Here is a 19,832-nt window from a genome sequence, read left to right as displayed (position 1 = left end):
ATGAACATATACTCGCTGAAACGGCCCCACCTTTTTTATATAAGTACGGGGCAGCCGTTTCTGCTTGATCGCTGGAAATTGAAAGTTATATAGAATGCCTCATTTGAGATGACACCTATAGTGATAAAGCTACGTGTTCTCAGGTGAATGGTTAGAGACAGATTTAAGGGGGAATTAGTTTTGAGTAAGGTTGGAAGAAATGATTTATGCCCATGCGGAAGTGGGAAAAAATATAAGAAATGTTGTCTGAACAAGGAGTCCTCTGCTGTAGAATCCATACTGGGGATAATATCAACGGAGCAACCGGTTCGGGAAGCCTCCATTCAGCCTGAGAGCAAACTGACCTTGACCAAGCTGAAAAAGATGGTGGCAAGCGATTTGAAATGGGAGCACCCGGCTCACGAACAGCTGGCCCTGCAGACTATTGAGAACATGAGGAACCAATACGAGCCAGAGGTAATTTTGGAAGCTCTGGTGCTATGGAACGGCTACTCCCGTCAGACCCGCCCTACTGTGAAGAAGACAGGTTCGTTCTCTGCTGCAATTGAGTATTTGCTGTCCGAGGAGTACGGTTTCAATGTCTCAAAGGCTGAGCTGGCTGATAAATATGAGGTAACGACAGGCACGATCTCCCGGAAGGTTAAGGAGATGAATAGTTACATCGAAGAATACGGCATGGGCGGTGAAACGGACGAGCTATTGATGCTGAACGGTCCAGGCACATCGAAAGACAAAGCACAGGCTCTGCTGTCTAAGGCGAGGGAAGCGAGCTCTTCCAAACGGAGAGTACATCTGGCGGAAACAGCGCTGGAGATGTATCCTGACAGCTCTGATGCGTATCTTATTCTAGCTGAGGAATCGGACAGTGAGGATGATGCACGATCTTACCTCAAGGAAGGAATCGCTGCTGGCAAACGTGAACTGGGCGAACTGTTCTTTGAGGAGAACAAAGGGGACTTCTGGGGGCTTCATGAGACTCGTCCCTATATCCGGATATGTAAAAGTTATGCCGAATCCTGCTGGTTTGGTGGAGATACGAAAGAAGCAGCACAGATCCTGGAGCATATGCTAGAGCTTAATACGGAAGACAATACCGGAGCACGTTACCTGCTCGCTGCTGTGTATTTGTACAGTAACCAATTGGATCAGGCAGAGCAATTGCTGGAGGATTATGGAAGAGATGACGCCGCAACAGCCTTTGCCTATGACAAGATCATTCTGGAGTATAAGAAAAACGGAATCACCTCCCAGCTCAAAATGCTGTACCGTGTGGCCCGGGGTGTGAACAAACATGTGCCTGATTACCTGTTGGGTTTGAAACGGCTGCCGCATAACCTCCCTGACTTTGTCGGAATGGGCGACTCCGACGAAGCGATTGAATATGTCATTATGCATTCCCGTTTATGGGCGAGCGCGCCGGATCTGTTGAAGTGGATGCTGCAACAATAGAGAAATATGAAGCGAATAGAAGTTGGAATTCATATGATGAATCCAGCTTCTATTATCCGTGATTTTTGTGTACGTCCCATCCCGTGCAGCGTGTGAGCAAATTTTTTAGAGCTATCTTTTCGTGTTAACCCTTGACTTTAGCACTGCGGTTCATTACAATCAGAAAATAATACGTTGACTATAGTCAATACAAGTCGATTTTTGAACTATATTACTGATTTGATGACGGGACCAAGTACTCCGTGCCCACATGACCAGAGAGGAATCCCTAGGCTGTAAGGATTCTCTTGATGAGCGGACGAATGACTTCCCCGAGAACAGACGGCGAACACAGCAGAGATGATCTGTTGACCAGTAGCCGGCCTGCGCAGGACGTGCGTTACACGTAGAGCGGAATATCTGCTTGATCAGAATGCTTTAGGCAAACCTGAATCACAGAGATCACCTGAACGGCTAAAGTGTCAGGTTTCCGGAATGTGGGTGGTACCACGGGTGAATGTATATTACACAATCTCTCGTCCCTTTGTTTGCTGTATATACAGCGACAGGGCGAGGGATTTTTTTGTTATATAAGTTGATTTAAAAGAAATACACGAAAACGGAGAGGGCAGAAAAAACCTGTAAAAGCGAAGCGTTCGCCTTTATCACCGGATTTCCACATTGTAAAATTAATTCAAAAAATCTGGGGATAACAGCGATTGTAAGGTTGTTCTGCCCGCGCAGTGATCACGTGTAGAATTTTTAACTTTTAGAGAAAAAAATCAATGCTGGAGGGATTAAGATGGCTTTTCAAAAACCGACTGGAACGCAGGACTTACTGCCTGGAGTTGTCGAGAAATGGCAGTACGTAGAAGAAAAAGCACGAGATCTGTGTCGACGGTTTAATTACCGTGAGATTCGTACACCGATCTTCGAACAGACTTCTTTATTTGTACGCGGTGTAGGAGAGACTACCGATATCGTTGAGAAAGAAATGTATACCTTTGATGACAAAGGCAATCGCAGCATGACTCTTCGTCCGGAGGGAACAGCGGGTGTTGTCCGTGCGTATGTAGAGAATAAAATCTACGGCGAACCGGATGTGAGCAAGCTCTATTACATCGGTCCGATGTTCCGGTACGAGCGTCCCCAGGCAGGCCGTCAGCGTCAGTTCCACCAGTTTGGTGTAGAAGCCATCGGTGCGCTGGATCCGGCGATTGATGCCGAAGTAGTTGCACTGGGCTACCAATTGTGCGTAGAGCTCGGCTTGAAGGATGTCAAAGTGGAGATCAACTCCGTTGGTAACTCAACCAGCCGTGCAGAATATCGTGAGACGTTACTTGGATTCCTTAGACCGATGAAAGACAGCCTGTGCAAGGACTGCCAGTCACGCATGGAGCGTAATCCGCTGCGTGTGCTCGATTGCAAAGTTGACCAGAACAAATTCGTTGGGGCACCTTCCATACTGGATAGCCTCGATGAAGAGTCTTTGAATCACTTTGCCAAGCTGCAGGCATACCTGGATGATTTCGGAGTAGATTATGCTGTGAATAATCGTCTGGTACGTGGCTTGGATTATTACACACTGACTGCTTTTGAATTAAAAGCGCAAGGTATTGGAGCAATAGATACGGTTGGCGGCGGTGGTCGGTACAATGGTCTGGTTGGAGATATCGGCGGACCGGATCAGCCCGGCATCGGCTTCGGTATTGGTCTGGAGCGTATTCAACTGATTCTGGAGCACCAAAACATTGAGGTTACTACGCTGGCTCCACTGGATGTGTATTTTGTTGCTCTGGGAGAGGCAGCTGATCGTGAAGTGAACCGTCTGTTGTTCAAACTTCGTCAGTCTGGACTGTCTGGTGAACGCGATTATCTGGGCCGCAAGATGAAAGCACAGATGAAATCAGCTGACCGGTTCAAATCCCGCTATACCGCCATCCTTGGTGATGACGAGCTGGAGCGTGGTGAGATCGCCCTCAAGTCGATGGATACGGGTGAGCAACAAACCGTGAAGCTTGATGACCTGGTAGCGACAATTCGCGAAGGTAAATAAGCACGAAGTGTTACATTAAGTCTTAAACATTCAAGTAAAACAATTGATCCGGCAAAAGTATTGAGGTTCACCGACGTTTCCAATTAAGCGGAAGTTGGCGAGCCAGAGGTAACATGCCTTTTCGAATACATGATCTACACGTAACCGGACTGTTGAAGAGCAGGCACTAACTGCCCATACAGAACGGAAATTCACATAATGAGGAGTTTGGTTATGAAAAGAAGTCATCATTGCGGCGCATTAACACCCGCACACATCGGTGAAACAGTAACATTGAACGGTTGGGTTCAGACCCGTCGTGACTTGGGGGGCGTACTCTTCATCGACCTGCGTGATCGCAGCGGGATTGTACAAGTTGTCTTTAACCCAGCTTACTCCGGTGAAGCTCTGCAAATCGCAGATCGCGTACGTAGCGAGTATGTTATCGCTGTAACGGGTAAAGTTGTTAAACGTGATGCTGAAACAGTTAATAAAAACCTGCCTACTGGCGAAATTGAAGTTCAAATTACAGAAATCGAAGTGCTGAACGCAGCTAAAACACCTCCATTCTTCATTGAAGATGGTGTTGAAGTTGATGAATCCCTTCGTTTGAAATATCGTTACCTGGACCTGCGTCGTCCGGAAATGTTCGAAACATTAAAACTGCGTTCCAAAGCATCCAAAGTGTTCCGTGACTACCTGGATGGAGAAGAGTTCGTTGAAGTGGAAACACCGATCCTGACTAAGAGCTCCCCGGAAGGTGCGCGTGATTATCTCGTACCGAGCCGTGTGCATGAAGGTGAATTCTTCGCCTTGCCACAATCCCCACAAATCTACAAACAGTTGCTGATGGTGGGTGGCGTTGAGCGTTATTATCAGATCGCTCGTTGTTTCCGGGATGAGGATCTGCGTGCAGACCGTCAACCAGAATTCACTCAAGTCGACATCGAGACTTCTTTTTTGCAACAGGATGACCTGCTGCCAATGATGGAAGAACTGATGGCCAAATTGCTGCGTGAAACGAAAGGTATTGAGCTGGAACTACCTTTCCAACGGATTACGTATGCAGATGCAATGGGTAAATATGGTTCAGACAAACCAGATCTGCGCTTTGGTATGGAACTGGTTGAAATGAACGATATCGTAGCAAACAGTGGTGTAAAAGTATTTGCTTCTGTCATCGAAAAAGGTGGAGAAGTGAAAGTGCTGAACGCTAAAGGCTGTGGCACATGGAGCCGTAAAGAGATCGATGATCTCGGACCATTTGCTGCACGTTACGGTGCGAAAGGTCTGGCTTGGATTCAAGTGAAAGACGGCGAGTTCAAAGGGCCAATCGTGAAGTTCTTCACGCCTGAAGAAATCGAAGCTGTCAAAGAACGTACTGGTGCTGAAGATGGCGACTTGCTGCTCTTCTCCGCAGACACCAAAAAAGTGGTTGCTGACGTTCTTGGCGCACTGCGTCTGAAAATCGGCCGTCAACTTGGATTGATCGATGACAGCAAATTCAAATTTGCTTGGGTTGTGGACTTCCCACTCCTCGGATATGATGAAGATGCGAAACGTTATGTGGCAGAACACCATCCGTTCACACGTCCAAAAGATGAAGATGTACATCTCTTCGACACTGATCCGGGTGCAATCCGCGCTCAAGCCTATGACCTTGTTCTCAATGGTTATGAAGTAGGTGGCGGTTCAATGCGTATCTACAAACGTGATGTTCAGGAGAAAATGTTTGCTGCCCTTGGACTCTCTACAGAAGTAGCGAATGAGAAATTCGGCTATCTGTTGGAAGCATTCGAATATGGAACTCCACCGCATGGTGGTATTGCCTTTGGTCTGGACCGTCTCGTCATGTTGCTAGCAGGCCGCACGAATCTGCGTGAAACGATTGCCTTCCCGAAAACGGCAAGTGCAACGGATCTGCTCATGAATGCACCTTCTGAAGTGGATGACTCTCAATTGGAACAACTTCACATCCGCGTAGCTCGTAAACCGGTAGCGGAAAAGAAATAAAGGAGGCATCGATTCTCAATGCTCCATCAATTTTCAAGAACAGAACTTGCGATCGGACCTGAAGGTCTGGACACGCTGAAGAATAGTACAGTCGCTGTGCTCGGTATTGGCGGCGTAGGTGGTATTGCTGTAGAAGCTCTTGCCCGTAGCGGCGTTGGGCGCATCATCCTGATTGATAAAGACGTCGTGGACATCACCAACATTAACCGCCAGATTCATGCGCTGACCACGACAGTGGGGCAGAAGAAAGCGGATCTGATGGTGGAACGTGTGAAGCTGATCAATCCGGAATGTGATGCGATTGCCCTGAATATGTTTTATACGGAAGAAACGTATGAGGAATTGTTCAAATATGAACTGGATTATGTGCTGGATGCATCCGACACGATTATCTACAAAATCCATCTCATTAAAGAGTGCCTGAAACGTAAAATTCCGATGATTTCCAGCATGGGTGCGGCGAATAAAATGGATCCAACGAAATTCCAGGTTGCGGATATTTCGAAAACGACCATGGACCCGATTGCCCGTGTTGTGCGTACCACACTTCGTAAAGACGGCATTAAAAAAGGCGTGAAAGTGGTCTTCTCGACTGAAAAGCCGATGAAACCGCGTGAGGACGTAACACAAAAAATCGTTCCCGAGAATGCTCCGGAAATTCGTAAGGCTAAACAGCCACCTGCGAGTAACTCATTTGTGCCTCCAGTAGCTGGACTGATTATGGTCAGTGTTGCGATTAAGGATTTGTTAGAAATTGCAGAGAACGAGCAGCAGTAACTTGTTGCCAACTGAAGAAGCGTGGATGCTGATAAGGCATCTGCGCTTTTTTGTGTGATCATACTTCGCAAGACCGGAGCGGATGGGACGTCAATCGTCTATGATAGCCGAACTGTATTCATAGATAAATGTCAGAGTTACGTCATGTACTTCAAAGTCAAAACCGTGTATGATATTCACTGCTGCGCGAAATGATGATACATACATAATGAATTTACGGCCATATAGGTTCAACTTAACTTTTTACACGAGAACGGAGAGGACAGAAAAAAGCTGGAGAAGCGAAGCGTTCGCCTTTATCACCGGATTTTCCCCTTGGAGAAGGAAATGCAAAAAATCTGGGGATAACAGCGATCGAAAGGTTATTCTGTCATCGGAGTGGCAAGTGTAAACATTCTTTAGTTGAATTTATAATTAGAGAGAGGGGAATAGAACGAAATGAAACACGGATGGATGACCAGACGTCTTGGCATGGAGCCAGGAGACCAGTGGAAAAAGGAAGTTGTGGCGGGAGCCATTTCCTATTTTGCCGTGGTCTATATCGTTATGGTCAATGCTACAATTCTTTCCGATGCCGGGATGCCTTTGCAGGCAGCTATGGTTGGAACACTGCTGACGTCCATTGCAGGCTGTTTGCTCATGGCATTTGGCGGAAAATCACCGATTATCGTTGTGCCCGGCATGGGAATTAATGCATTTTTTACGTATACACTCGTACATTCCATGAAATTAAGCTGGCAAGAAGCGCTGGCCGTTGTAGCCGTTACAGGTATACTGTTTGCCATTGTTGCGTTTACGTCACTATACAAAATGATCAGCGAAGCGATCCCGAAAAATCTGCAGCATGGCATTACGGTCGGGATTGGTTTGTTTCTGACATTTATCGGTTTGCAAAAAAGTGGAATTGTTATCGCACATCAGACCACGTTTGTCGCGATTGGGCATTTCAATGATCCAAATGTCATTACAGCCTGCGTTACGCTGGTGCTTGCCTTGATTTTATTTATACGGAACGTACAGGGTGGACTTCTCATCAGTATTCTAGTCGGGACAGGTCTTGCCTATGTACTTGGAGCAGTGAACCCGGGTGAGTCCGTATCAGCAATGGATGCGCTGCGTCAATACGGTGGGTTGTTTGGCGAATTGTCTTTGATGAAGCTGGCGGATGTTGCGTTCTGGATCGCGGTATTTTTGCTACTGCTAATTGTGGTGTTCGAAAATATCGGATTAATTACGGCTCAGACACAGATGATTGGTCGTCCAGAGCGGTTCAAAGGAAGTCTGCGTGCTCTATCCATTAGCACCGTGCTGGCAGGTATATTCGGAAGCAGTCCTCCAGTTGCCGCAGCCGAGACTACAGCCGGAATTGCAGCAGGTGGTCGCACAGGTTTGACTCCGCTCGTTACAGCCGTGTTATTCGGAGCTACTTTTTTCTTCATCCCACTGCTGGGTTACATTCCGGACAGTGCAATTGCGCCCATTTTGATCATTATTGGTGGCCTGATGGTACAAGGTGTGAAAGATATGGATTTTGGTGACTTCACAGAGGCGTTCCCGGCATTTCTGATCATGGTGATGATTCCATTTACATATAGCATCGTGGATGGTATGGCGTTTGGATTTATTGCCTATCCATTAGCGAAGCTGGCAGCAGGTCAAGGTAAACAGGTACCTGTGGTCATGTACGGCATTTCCATCCTCTTTTTAGCCAATTTTGTGTTACATGGTATCTTGTAAAGCTGTGTTAAACAACAAAAGGCAACGTCATGTAACTTCATACGTATGATCTCTGGTGAGCAGATGGAGAACGGGAGGAACGGGAATGGAAGAGCAGCAACAAATAGGGCAGAATGAACCGAAGGTAGGAAAAAAGGGATTTAAGGATTTCGTCAAGCTTATCGCCTCCACGAATCCGCCAAAACTGATTTTGATTCTTGCCCTCATCTTAACCCTGATTCAAACAACAGCCGGACTGATCGTGCCATTGATGACCAAAGGTCTGATTGATGGACTAACGACTTCGGCACTGAACAAATCTGTGATTTTATTGTTGCTGGGGGCATTTGTGATTCAAGCGATTGCCTCGGGTATCAGCATTTATATGTTGAATTACGCCGGACAACGCGTGGTCGCGACGCTTCGCACCAAGCTGTGGAACAAGGTCTTGTCGCTGCGAATGCCATATTTCGATCGCAATCGGACAGGCGATACGATGAGCCGGATTACGAATGATACAAGCCAGATCATGACGTTGATCGCAGATTATTTGGTGTCTTTTGTATCCAACATTGTTGCCGTTGTGGGTGGTGTGGCATTACTGTTCTACTTGGATTGGGTGATGTCACTCATTATTCTGAGTCTGGTCCCACTTACGCTGCTGATTCTTCTGCCTGTGGGTAAGAAGATGTACAAGATCTCCAAGAAACAACAGGACGAAATGGCAGGTCTTACATCCGTCCTCAGTCAGGTTATTGGCGAAATCCGATTAGTCAAAGCCTACGGTACGGAGAAACAGGAAGTGGAAGCAGGGGATTCCCGGATTCGTAAAATGTTCGCTTTTGGCTTGCAGGAAGCACGCATTCTTGCTCTGATCGGTCCTTTGTTTACATTTGTCATGACTGCCGTTCTAGTCGTTATTCTGGGTGTGGGGGGAATGCGCGTAGCGTCTGGACTGTTGTCGCCTGGTGAACTGGTTGCGTTCATTTTACTGTTGTTCCAGGTCATTATGCCAATGGGACAATTCACGACGTTATACTCTCGTTTGCAAAAAGTCGTAGGTGCAACAGAGCGCATACAAGCGATCCTTGCTGATGAGGAAGAGCCACATGACAGCACTAAGGTAGCGCCAAAAGGAAATGAGACGATTGCATTCCAGGATGTACATTTTTCCTATGTTACAGGTGAGGAAGTGTTGCACGGAATCAATTTGACGGTACCTACACAAAAAGTGACAGCCATTGTCGGTCCAAGCGGTAGCGGCAAATCAACACTGTTCTCTTTGATGGAGCAGTTTTATATGCCCGATTCAGGCCATATTTCATATGGGGGACAAGCCATAACAGATTATTCTTTGGCCTCCTGGCGCAGCAAGATTGGGTATGTGTCTCAGGAAAGTCCCCTCATGGCGGGTTCAATCCGAGATAATATGACCTACGGATTAAACCGTGAGGTCACGATGGATGAGATCCGACGAGCTGCTGAGATGGCCTATTCTTCCGACTTTATCGACAAGTTGCCACAGGGCTATGACACGGAAGTGGGCGAGAGGGGAATCAAGTTATCCGGGGGCCAACGTCAGCGGATTGCTATTGCTCGTGCCTTACTGCGCAGTCCGGATATTCTTATGTTGGATGAAGCGACATCCAGTTTGGACAGTACCTCAGAGTATGAAGTACAACGGGCTTTATCCAACCTGATGGAAGGCAGAACTACGATCGTGATCGCGCACCGATTGTCCACTGTGGTGGATTCCGATCAGATTGTTGTATTGGAGCATGGACATGTTACCGGAACAGGAACTCATGCGGAATTGATCAGCAACCATACGGTATATCGTGAGTTAGCACAGAAGCAGTTTGTGGCACAGGAAGGACAAGATTGAAATTAGAACCAAATTGATTACTATTTCAAAAGCTAAGATTCAAATATAGTTCAACTTAAGACCGTTGTTCATTCGTTCAGTACGAGCGTGAGCAACGGTTTTTTTTTATGAGATCACCAGGTTGCTGTAGCTTTTTACACATCAATATGATATAGTGGGTATCCTTTTGCGTCGTCAGTGATTGGCGATGCAGAGCAAAACATATTCTTAGGAGGTAACTGAAACATGTCAGACAGCTTTCAAAGTGCCTATCAAGAAGAAGAGTACAGGTTAGAGCGAACGATGGAAGAAGTGGATAGTCAGCTGGAACGACTGCAGAACATTCCGGTGTATACCGGCCACGACTTCACAGAACAAGTGCTGGAAGCTGGACGCGAAGAGCGCCGCACCGCCTTGTCCAAGAGCGCGCAGCAACCCTATTTCGGACGCTTGGATTTTGAAGAACAGGGCAGTGGTGCACGGAAACCGCTGTATATTGGCAAAATCGGCGTAGACCGCGAAGAGGTGGGAGAGCATCCGCTCGTCATCGACTGGCGTGCTCCTGTCGCAAGCCTGTTTTACTCATTTACCGGAGGGGAAGCCTCCGCTACGTATGAAGCCCCGGAAGGGCTTATCGAAGGTCTGGTGTACCTCAAACGAAACGTTGTCATTCGGCAACGGATATTGGAACGTGTGGCGGATACATATAACCGTGACAGCGACCAGCCAGCGGTATCTGATGAATTCCTCGTTTATCGTCTGGGAGAGAACAAAGATAACAAACTCCGTGACATCGTATCGACGATTCAGGCGGAGCAGGATCTGATCATTCGTGCGGCGAGAAATACCGCATTAATCATTCAAGGTGTAGCCGGATCCGGGAAAACAACGGTTGCCCTGCATCGGCTGGCCTTTTTGCTATATCAGTACAAGGAGCAGGTATCTGCAGAGAAAATGGTTATTTTTGCACCCAACCACATGTTCCTGGATTACATCTCGGATGTGCTTCCGGAACTTGGAGTAGGGGACATCCAGCAACGGACATTCCCGGATTGGGCGATGAACTTGCTGGGGCTGGAGATGCCTTTGGCGAATACGTCGGATACATTGAACACCTGGTTCGAAACTCCAGATGCACGACCTGAATTGAATGATGATGTACCTGGACGTTACAAAGGATCGATCCGTTTCATGGAGCTTATTCGAGAGTGGCTGTCGGGCATGGAAGCGGATTCCGTACCGGATATGGACTTCAGTCCATGGGATGGTAAGGTGCTCAGCAAGACGGAGATCGAGAACTGGTTTGGTGAGGAATACAAACATTATCCGCTGGCCAAACGCAAAGAACGGGTCATGGCGAGAGTTCACCGCTGGATTGAGATGGAACTTAAGAAACCGATGCCAGAAGCTGTGCGCAAAGAACGCAAGAAAAAAGCATCTACTCGTGAGAAAGCTTATGCCAAAAAATGGCCGCAATACGAGCCGCTTACGTTATATAAACAGCTGTTTAAAGCTGCAAAGGGTGGTTCTGTGCCAGCCTCGCTCAGCGGGCTCATCCCCAAAGGCGTAATGAAACAAACGGCAGCAGATCTGAAACAGGATATCGTCCGTGAAGAGGATCTGCCTGCATTGGTATACATTCATACATTGGTTCATGATATTGAGGGTTCGGAGCGGTTTGATCATGTCGTGATTGATGAAGCGCAGGACTTTTCACCATTCCATGTGGCGTTATTGGATCAGTTCGTCAAAGGGCATTCCTTCACCATACTGGGTGACTTGTCCCAAGGCATTCATGAGTACCGTGGTGTTCATGCGTGGGAAGAGATGAGTTCTCTGTTTCCTGAGGAACAGAATGCATACTTTGCGTTAACCCGAAGTTATCGTTCGACGATGGAAATTATCGATTATGCCAATACGATTCTGGAACGTGGTGTCAAGAGCGGGATTACGGCGATTCCTGTTTTCCGCAGTGGTGATCCGGTTCGGACGTTGGCTTATGGAGGCGAAGGGCGGACGGCGAGCCTTGAAGAGGCTTTGAAGGTGTTAACCGTCAAAGACTACCGAACGGTCTCCATTCTGACCCGTACACTGCATGAAGCAGAGGAACTTCATCGTGAACTTCAGGACGCAGGCTGGGATCTGAATCTGATCGATGGTGGCAAAAAGCAGTACACGGGTGGACACTCCGTTTTACCAGTCTATCTGTCCAAAGGGTTGGAGTTTGATGCCGTTATTGTGGCAGACGTAGACCAGAAGCATTATTTGCCCAATGCGGGTGATGCAAAGCTGTTGTACGTTGGTTGTACACGGGCCTTGCACGAATTGTGGTTGTTCCACGAGGGTGAACTGCCGATCTATGCGGCTGCAACACATAATCCCGATGGCGAACCCGTAACCATTCAGGGTTGGCCAGAGCTTGGTTAGATAGATAGAGTTTACTAATGCAACAAAAGGCATGACGTTCATGGGAAAGTCCCATAAGCGCATGCCTTTTTTGCTTTTGTACGAGAAATGATTCATCTTCCAAGGAAGAACGATAAAGAAGTTTAAGTTATGTTACGCTATTTCTCAATCTGGATGAGCGACGGTTCACCAGGAATATGCCAACACCAATGAATAAACCGCCTGCCAATGCAAACCACTGAACGTGCTCTCCCAGCAAAATCCAACTCGATAGTACACCAAAGAACGGTGCCAGAAACAGATACGAACTGGTTTGGGCTGGGTCACTATTCTGCAGCAGGTAAAACCAGAGTGAAAACTGAATGATGGAGCACACAAGCGTTAACCAGAGCAGCGCCATAACCGAGGTGGTATTGACCATAAAGTGAGGCTGTTCAGTCCATACGCTCAGCAGAAGCAACGCAGCACCTCCAGCAAGCATCTGATAGGCTGTTAAGACAAAAGTATCATAGCCATTACCCCAGCGTTTGATGAGCAATGTGGACACGGCAAAGGAGATCGCTCCACCAAATCCAATCCAGGTTCCGGGGCTAAAGCTCATCTGCCATCCAAAAGTTAACATAATCCCGATGAAACCGAGTATAACACCGATCCACTGACTGAAACGGTAGGTCACTCTATATAAGAGAGCACTGAGGATAATGACCAGTAACGGATTGGTAAACGTAATAATGGCGGATTCACCGGATGTAATCCAGTTCATGCTGTAGTAGGCGCAGCCCATCACTCCTGCGGATTGGAACAGACCAATGAGGATTATTTTCAACCAAGACTGCCATCCAGTAGGCAAAGGACGTTTACGAAGGAACAAGGCCATCAAGCCACCTGCCAGTATATAACGTATGCCCATGAGCAGGAAAGGTGGGGCATATAACATGCCGATCTTGCCAACTGGAAAAGAAGTACCCATGATTAGCGTTGTCAAAATGATCAATAGTGTATATTTTAATGGTTCTATGACCCGGGTATCTTTATCATGACTGGAGCTCATAACGTCTGTCCGCTATCTACAGTAATTAGCTGCCCGGTCATGGATTGCTGTTCCAGCGCAGCACAGATCATGTGCGCGATATCCTCAGGTGAGGCAATGTGCTGTAATAACAGCTCTCCACCGAGACGATGCATTCGCTCCTCATTTCCAGCCCACCACCTTGTAGCAACTGCGCCAGGGACGATAGCATTCACCCGAATGTGTGGTGAGAGTGCGTGCGCAAGTGATAAGGTCAGACCATGAACTGCCGCTTTGGAGACGGCGTAAGGGAGGGAGGAGCCCGAACCCGTACTGCCTGCGATACTGCCCAGATTTACGATAGAACCAGCGCCAGCCTGTCTCATACCTTCCGTCACTGCACGAGCGCAATGAAACATGCCTTTCACATTCACATCAACCAGCTCATTCCAGATGTCATCAGTAACAGACTCCAGATCGTGCATGGGGATATGGTGCGTGATTCCGGCGTTATTTACAAGTGCAGTGATTGGGCCATAGGTTTCAGTTACTGTAGTGACCATCCGCCGGACATCAAGATCATTGGCAACATTAGCTTGAACGGCGAATGCATGGCCTCCCGTATCCAAAATGTGTTGAACAGTCTCTCTTGCTGCATCTTGTGAGCGGGAATAGTTGACAGCGACCAAGGCTCCGCGTTCAGCGAGCACCTCACTTACAGCACGTCCTATACCTGTTCCACCACCTGTGATCAGAGCAACTCTATTTTTCCAGTATGTCATGCTGAACACTCCTTATCATCATCCAGTCAGATGACTGGTTAGGGATCTACATGAATTGTAGTCCGGTTTACACATGAAGTATAATGATTGGTAATGAATCGGATATCATTATGAATGATGTCAGAGTGGAGGGACCATGGAGAGCGGGGATCTTAGAATATTTCAGTGTGTTGCACAGGAAGGGAATCTGACCAAAGCTGCTTCTAAACTGGGGTATGTTCAATCCAACGTAACGGCACGAATCCGGCATCTGGAAGCAGAAGTAGGTACAACGTTGTTCATTCGTCATAACCGAGGTATGACGTTATCTCCAGCCGGAGAAATGTTGCTGACCTATGCGGATAAAATTATTGGTTTGCTGAATGATGCTTCCAAGGCGCTTCGGGCGACAAGTACACCATCGGGTCCAATGCGAATAGGGTCTACACAAACCGCGGCGGCCGTGCGACTACCTGAACTTTTCGTCAGATATTATAAACAGTATCCAGATGTCTCCTTGTCACTGGTTACTGGCAATTCGCAGATGCTTATGGATCAGGTTATTGGGTATGAATTGGAGGGAGCATTTATAGGCTGTCCCTGTGATCATCCTGATATCGTTTCTATTCCCGTATTTGATGAGGAACTATTTGTTGTCTATTCTGGTATGGGTCCTACGGATGAAGATCTTAAGAGTAAGCCCATTCTTGTCTACAGCATGGGGTGTTCCTATCGTCAGGTTTTGGAGGAATGGTTAGAGGTGGGTGGTGTTACCCGCCCAGTAATTATGGAATTCGGAACTCTTGAAGCGATTATTAGTGGAGTTACGTCCGGTATGGGAATTTCCTTATTACCAGAGATTGTGATTAGGCATCAGATCAAAAATGGATTATTGCGCACGCATACACTCCCCGTAGGTATGAATCGCATGATGACTCATTTTATTACTCGCAAGGATGCCTTTGTCAGCAGTGCACTTCATGCATTTATGGCTATGTTACCGCGAGAGTATGATATGATAGAGAGTGGAGAACCATCAGAAGTGTAATTGTAATCAAGGCAAGGCAATCCGTTAAGGAAGTGATGAGCAATGGATTTATTTTCGTTCCAACAAGACTCAAAACCACAAGCTAGATTGCTCGCGGACCGCTTGCGGCCAGAGCATCTGGATGAATATATTGGACAGGAACATATTATTGGACCAGGGAAACTACTCCGGCGCGCCATCGAGGCTGATCAGATTTCGTCAATCTTGTTATATGGCCCTCCGGGATGTGGCAAGACAACCTTGGCACATATTATTTCCCAGCAAACGCAAGGACAGTTCGTTCGCCTGAATGCAGTGGAAGCTTCCGTCAAGGATGTGCGTGAAGTCATCGAACAGGCCCAAACGAACAAACAGCTGTATGGAACCAAAACCATTTTGTTCCTCGACGAGGTACATCGGTTTAACAGTTCACGTCAGGATGCGCTATTGCCAGCGGTAGAGAAGGGCACTATTATTTTTATAGGCGCAACAACAGAGAATCCCTTTCATTATGTCAATGGAGCCTTGATGAGTCGCTCCACCCTATTCCAGCTGGAATCACTGAACAAGGATCATTCCCTTATTGCGATGCGCAGAGCATTGAGTGATGCCGACAAAGGTCTGGGGTTCATGGAACTCGAGGCGGACGATGAGGCGCTTGAACATATTGCCACGATGGCCAACGGGGATATTCGGCGTGCGCTTAACGCGCTTGAACTGGCTGCGTTGACCACGCCACCGGAGAAGGATGGGTCCATTCATATTACGCTTGGTGTGGCAGAAGAGTCTATTCGGCGCCCCATTGTGAAGGCGGATGAATCGACACAGTATGATGTGTTGTCTGCATTTCACAAGAGTATTCGGGGTTCCAGTGATGCTGCGCTATTCTGGTTTTTATACGCGGTGGAGAAGCTCGGCATGGACCCGATGACCTTTATTCGGCGCCTGATTGCAGCAAGCAGTGAAGACATTGGACTTGCGAACCCGCAAGCCATGACTCAGGCCATTGGAGCACTTGATGCGTACCGGAATAACGGCTGGCCCGAAGCCAAGCTGAACATTGCACAAGCGATTCTGTTTGCAGTAGAAAGTCCAAAATCCAACGCGGTGTACACCGCCATTTCCAAAGCCATGAACGCGATTGATGAGGTGAAATCGGCAGAAGTTCCGCTTCACTTGCGAGATACGCATTACTCGGGTGCTGTAAAACTTGGACATGAGGGCTATCAATATCCACACAACTATCCGGGGCATTACGTGAAACAAGAATATTTGCCAAAGCAACTCTCACGGAGAGTATTCTATGAGGCCACGGAGCAAGGCAACGAATCGAAGATCAGGCTGAACCAACAGCGGCGCAGAGAACTGTAATACAGACAGATCACTCGGGAGATGCACACAACATGAAAGAGCTTTTGTATATAGGGGCGGGTGGATTTATCGGTACATTAACCCGATATGCCATACAGTTAGCGATACCAACTGTCCATGGGGGGTTCCCTTGGGCAGTGCTGTTAATCAATGCGATGGGCAGCCTTTTTTTAGGTTGGTTCTTTACCATAGCTGTTCCAGGCAAAATAACACCACAACTTCGACTGGCGATTGGTACAGGTTTTACTGGCGCATTTACGACATTCTCCACGTTTACACTGGATGTTGTTCGTTTATCCGAAGGGGGCGAATGGGTCCATGCCGCTATTTATATGATCGTAAGTCTGTTGGCAGGATTAATGCTATGTGCGCTGGGAATGAGCCTTGGACAGCGTATGTTGGGAGCACCAAGACAAGAAGGTGATGCCTCATGATCCTATGGATTGGTTTTGCAGGTGTGCTGGGTGCGGTACTGCGTTACAGTCTGGGAAAATGGGTCTCTGGCTTGGTGGGAGCGGCTTTTCCATGGGGAACATGGATCATCAACATCAGTGGTTCACTGCTTCTTGGGCTGTTATACGGGTGGCACCAATCTGCAATGATCTCAGATGGAATCTGGGTGATGTGGGGAACCGGATTTTGTGGTGCTTATACCACGTTCTCTACCTTTGGTTATGAGACGTTAGGACTTATGGGTCGACAACGATACGCAAGCGCGGCGCTCTACGTTGTCAGTTCGGTTGTAGTTGGGGTGTTGGCCGCCTGGGCAGGAGTCTGGTTGACTGCATAACGAACTATTTTTAATTTTTTTGCAAAGAAAAGCAGGAAAAAAGCCATCCTTCATGGTATACATGAAAGACGGCTTTTTTAATAGGGATACATGGTATTGTGTATAATCCGCATTTTAATGGACAAGCTCTATTATTGCATTGCGGGTACAGGTACTTTTTGCACCTGATCGATCGTACCCCCACCCAGGCAGACCTCTCCGTCGTAGAAAACAACGGCTTGTCCTGGTGTAATGGCTTTTTGCTGCTGATCAAATTGTACATCCACACTTCCATCTTCCTGCCAGGTCAATGTTACACCTTGATCCGGCTGACGATAGCGGAATTTGGCAGTACAACGGTATGGCACATTAGGCATGTGCTCTGCACCAGCAATCCAGTTCACACCCGTTGCGGTTAGACCTGTGGAGTACAGGCTTGCATGGGCATCGCCCTGAACAACAAGCAGTTGATTCTTCTCCAGGTTCTTGTCTGCAACAAACCAGGGTTCACCATTGCCGGAACCACCAATGCCCAGACCTTGGCGCTGTCCAAGTGTGTAGTACATCAGACCGTCATGACGACCTTTGACTTCACCGGTTGCGATATCAACCATGTCTCCGCCTTTGGCAGGCAGATAGTTACTCAGGAACTCTTTGAAATTACGCTCACCGATGAAGCAAACACCTGTGCTGTCTTTTTTCTTGGCGGTATACAAACCAGCGGCTTCTGCGATTTTGCGCACTTCCGGTTTGGGTAGATGACCAATCGGGAACATGGCTTTGGACAGCTGGTTCTGATTGAGTGCGTTAAGGAAATAGGTCTGATCCTTATTGTTGTCCACGCCGCGCAGCAGCTTGAACGTACCATCTTCTTCAATCAGGCGAGCATAGTGTCCTGTAGCTACATAATCTGCGCCGAGATCCAGAGCTTTGTTCAGGAATTCACCAAATTTGATCTCACGATTACACATGACATCCGGATTTGGCGTGCGACCCGACTTATATTCATCAAGGAAATAGGTAAATACTTTATCAAAATACTCTTTCTCGAAGTTGACAGTGTAGTATGGAATGCCGATCTGTTCACATACGCGGCGTACATCCTCTGAATCTTCTTCAGCGGTACAGTGGCCGAACTCGTCGGTGTCATCCCAGTTTTTCATGAAAATGCCGATGACATCGTACCCTTGCTCTTTCAGCAACAGTGCGGTAACGGAAGAATCGACACCTCCGGACATGCCAACGACGACCCGTGTATTTTCAATTGTTTTGGACATCGTTATCACCATTTCTATATATAAATGTGTTTCGTTTCTTATTCTAGCATAACCGGACTCAAGATACGATACACCCGGCCAATTTTGGATAGTGTCCACCACAGACGCACATTTTGGAATATCGTCAATCTTTCTTTTCCATAAAGCATGCAGATATGTTAACATTAGCTGAGGGTTATGATCGGAATACGGAGGATTAGAAGATTCATGCTAATTTCTATGCTTCTCTGCTGTGGACAGGTCGTGAAACAGACGGTCATGGACCACAGGATTAAATATAAAGTTTCCAATCGTTTCTGAAAATTGAAAGAGGTGACTCCTTTGAAAATATCGACAAAAGGCCGTTACGGCCTCACAATCATGATGGAGCTTGCTGCCAGAACAGGCGAAGGCCCTACATCACTTAAAAGCATTGCCGAGCGCAACCAGCTCTCGGAGCATTACCTGGAGCAACTGATCGCTCCACTACGTAATGCAGGACTGGTGAAGAGCATTAGAGGTGCTTACGGCGGTTATATCCTTGCGGGTGATCCTGCAACCGTGACTGCAGGCGATGTAATCCGTGTACTGGAAGGGCCAATCTCTCCAGTAGATTTCACAGAGGAAGATGATCCGGCGAAGCGTGATCTATGGTTGCGTATTCGTGACGGCATTGCGGAAGTGTTGGATTCCACAACACTGAAAGACCTGATTACATTCCAGGATCAGGACAAAAAAGACAGCTACATGTTCTACATTTAAGATCATTAATTCGCATCACAGAAGACACAATAAAGCCCCCAAATTGGGGGCTTTAGACATGCCAATGGGTACTTTGTTCTGTTCTTCAATTTCTACAGATCATTTTAATTGAGCAGGGCTATGTATTCAGCCGCGGGATTTACAAGATGGTCAAGTGTGAACTTAACTGGATGACTTATAAATCAGCGACTTTTTAAGGTTTCTATATCAGCTTCCATGCGTAACTGACGGCGATTCAAAATATCAATGCTGTGCTGATGGGTATTTAATTCGGTAGTTACTTTGCGTTCAGAGGCAGAGTGGGAAGTGTCAAGACGTTTCGTAATAGTCAATGTTTCCAGAACAGCTTGTTGAAGAAGCGGAATGTTTTTAGTTTGTTCCTCGATGGTGTCCAATCTGCCATCTACCTTATCGAGCCTGTCGTCAATAGCATTAAGTGTGCGATCAACAGTGTCGAGTCTGCTCTCTACGGCACCGAGCCTCTCTTCCATAACATCGAGTCGGTTGTCTATTTTTCCAAGATGTCCATCAATGCTGTCGAATCGTTTGTCCATTTGTTGAAGCTGATTCAGAATCTGCCCGAGAATGGGATCACTCATGTCTCTCTCTCCTTTATGAAATGGATATAGAACATTATA

The 19,832-nt window shown here is 47.2% G+C and carries 16 protein-coding genes; 12 read left to right on the top strand and 4 right to left on the bottom strand.

All coding sequences use genetic code 11. The features are described from left to right. Positions 1-180: 180 nt before the first annotated feature. The 7 genes from MKY66_RS23305 (at position 181) to MKY66_RS23275 (ending at position 12,260) form a co-directional block, all read left to right on the top strand. Positions 181-1,449 carry an SEC-C metal-binding domain-containing protein gene (locus MKY66_RS23305; protein WP_076212490.1) on the top strand — a complete coding sequence of 423 codons (1,269 nt, stop codon included), beginning with the start codon at positions 181-183 and terminating at the stop codon, positions 1,447-1,449. 781 nt (positions 1,450-2,230) lie between these two features. Continuing rightward, complete coding sequence (hisS, locus tag MKY66_RS23300) at positions 2,231-3,484, top strand: histidine--tRNA ligase (protein WP_076212488.1); 1,254 nt, start codon at positions 2,231-2,233, stop codon at positions 3,482-3,484. A 213-nt stretch (positions 3,485-3,697) separates the two neighbouring features. After that, positions 3,698-5,476 (top strand): aspartate--tRNA ligase, encoded by a 1,779-nt coding sequence (gene aspS / locus MKY66_RS23295; RefSeq protein WP_036616911.1) that lies wholly within the window; start codon positions 3,698-3,700, stop codon positions 5,474-5,476. An 18-nt stretch (positions 5,477-5,494) separates the two neighbouring features. Beyond that, on the top strand, positions 5,495-6,253 hold the full coding sequence (locus MKY66_RS23290) for a tRNA threonylcarbamoyladenosine dehydratase (protein WP_017686791.1): 759 nt from the start codon (positions 5,495-5,497) through the stop codon (positions 6,251-6,253). A gap of 438 nt (positions 6,254-6,691) precedes the next feature. Next, on the top strand, positions 6,692-7,990 hold the full coding sequence (locus tag MKY66_RS23285; RefSeq protein WP_076212486.1) for an NCS2 family permease: 1,299 nt from the start codon (positions 6,692-6,694) through the stop codon (positions 7,988-7,990). 85 nt (positions 7,991-8,075) lie between these two features. Further along, a complete protein-coding gene (locus tag MKY66_RS23280) occupies positions 8,076-9,854 on the top strand; it encodes an ABC transporter ATP-binding protein (protein WP_076212484.1) in 1,779 nt (592 codons plus the stop codon). Between the two features lie 225 nt (positions 9,855-10,079). Next, positions 10,080-12,260 (top strand): UvrD-helicase domain-containing protein, encoded by a 2,181-nt coding sequence (locus MKY66_RS23275; protein ID WP_076212481.1) that lies wholly within the window; start codon positions 10,080-10,082, stop codon positions 12,258-12,260. A gap of 127 nt (positions 12,261-12,387) precedes the next feature. Here the strand turns inward: MKY66_RS23275 and MKY66_RS23270 are convergent, their stop codons facing one another. Together MKY66_RS23270 and MKY66_RS23265 are read right to left on the bottom strand one after the other, a co-directional pair. Beyond that, positions 12,388-13,290, bottom strand: coding sequence for an EamA family transporter (locus MKY66_RS23270; protein WP_076212470.1), 903 nt, complete (start codon positions 13,288-13,290; stop codon positions 12,388-12,390). Then, on the bottom strand, positions 13,287-14,030 hold the full coding sequence (locus tag MKY66_RS23265; protein ID WP_076212468.1) for an SDR family NAD(P)-dependent oxidoreductase: 744 nt from the start codon (positions 14,028-14,030) through the stop codon (positions 13,287-13,289). The genes MKY66_RS23270 and MKY66_RS23265 overlap by 4 nt, the downstream gene beginning before the upstream one ends. A 136-nt stretch (positions 14,031-14,166) precedes the next feature. Between MKY66_RS23265 and MKY66_RS23260 the strand changes: the two genes are divergently transcribed. From MKY66_RS23260 to crcB (MKY66_RS23245), 4 genes are read left to right on the top strand one after another with little or no spacing between them, the layout of a single operon-like run. Continuing rightward, the gene (locus MKY66_RS23260; protein WP_047844075.1) at positions 14,167-15,057 is read left to right on the top strand and encodes a LysR family transcriptional regulator; all 891 of its coding nucleotides are present in this window, start codon (positions 14,167-14,169) and stop codon (positions 15,055-15,057) included. A 42-nt stretch (positions 15,058-15,099) separates the two neighbouring features. After that, on the top strand, positions 15,100-16,407 hold the full coding sequence (locus tag MKY66_RS23255) for a replication-associated recombination protein A (RefSeq protein WP_076212466.1): 1,308 nt from the start codon (positions 15,100-15,102) through the stop codon (positions 16,405-16,407). A gap of 32 nt (positions 16,408-16,439) precedes the next feature. Further along, a complete protein-coding gene (gene crcB, locus MKY66_RS23250) occupies positions 16,440-16,841 on the top strand; it encodes a fluoride efflux transporter CrcB (RefSeq protein ID WP_076212464.1) in 402 nt (133 codons plus the stop codon). Beyond that, positions 16,838-17,197 carry a fluoride efflux transporter CrcB gene (crcB, locus tag MKY66_RS23245; protein WP_076212462.1) on the top strand — a complete coding sequence of 120 codons (360 nt, stop codon included), beginning with the start codon at positions 16,838-16,840 and terminating at the stop codon, positions 17,195-17,197. The genes crcB (MKY66_RS23250) and crcB (MKY66_RS23245) overlap by 4 nt, the downstream gene beginning before the upstream one ends. 131 nt (positions 17,198-17,328) lie before the next feature. Here crcB (MKY66_RS23245) and mnmA read toward each other — a convergent pair whose 3' ends face one another. Then, the gene (gene mnmA, locus MKY66_RS23240) at positions 17,329-18,453 is read right to left on the bottom strand and encodes a tRNA 2-thiouridine(34) synthase MnmA (protein ID WP_076212460.1); all 1,125 of its coding nucleotides are present in this window, start codon (positions 18,451-18,453) and stop codon (positions 17,329-17,331) included. A gap of 321 nt (positions 18,454-18,774) precedes the next feature. Here mnmA and MKY66_RS23235 point away from each other — a divergent pair, with 321 nt between their 5' ends. Continuing rightward, positions 18,775-19,194, top strand: coding sequence for an Rrf2 family transcriptional regulator (locus tag MKY66_RS23235; protein ID WP_076212458.1), 420 nt, complete (start codon positions 18,775-18,777; stop codon positions 19,192-19,194). 182 nt (positions 19,195-19,376) lie between these two features. On the opposite strand, the gene MKY66_RS23230 is transcribed toward MKY66_RS23235, so the two are convergent. Next, entirely contained in the window at positions 19,377-19,793 is a 417-nt protein-coding gene (locus MKY66_RS23230; RefSeq protein WP_076212457.1) for a hypothetical protein, read from the bottom strand. Positions 19,794-19,832 lie beyond the last annotated feature (39 nt).

It is taken from the genome of Paenibacillus sp. FSL R5-0766 (genome assembly GCF_037971845.1).
GTDB lineage: Bacteria > Bacillota > Bacilli > Paenibacillales > Paenibacillaceae > Paenibacillus.
Note: the sequence above shows the minus strand (reverse complement) of the source record. Positions and strands in the feature narration are given on the sequence as shown.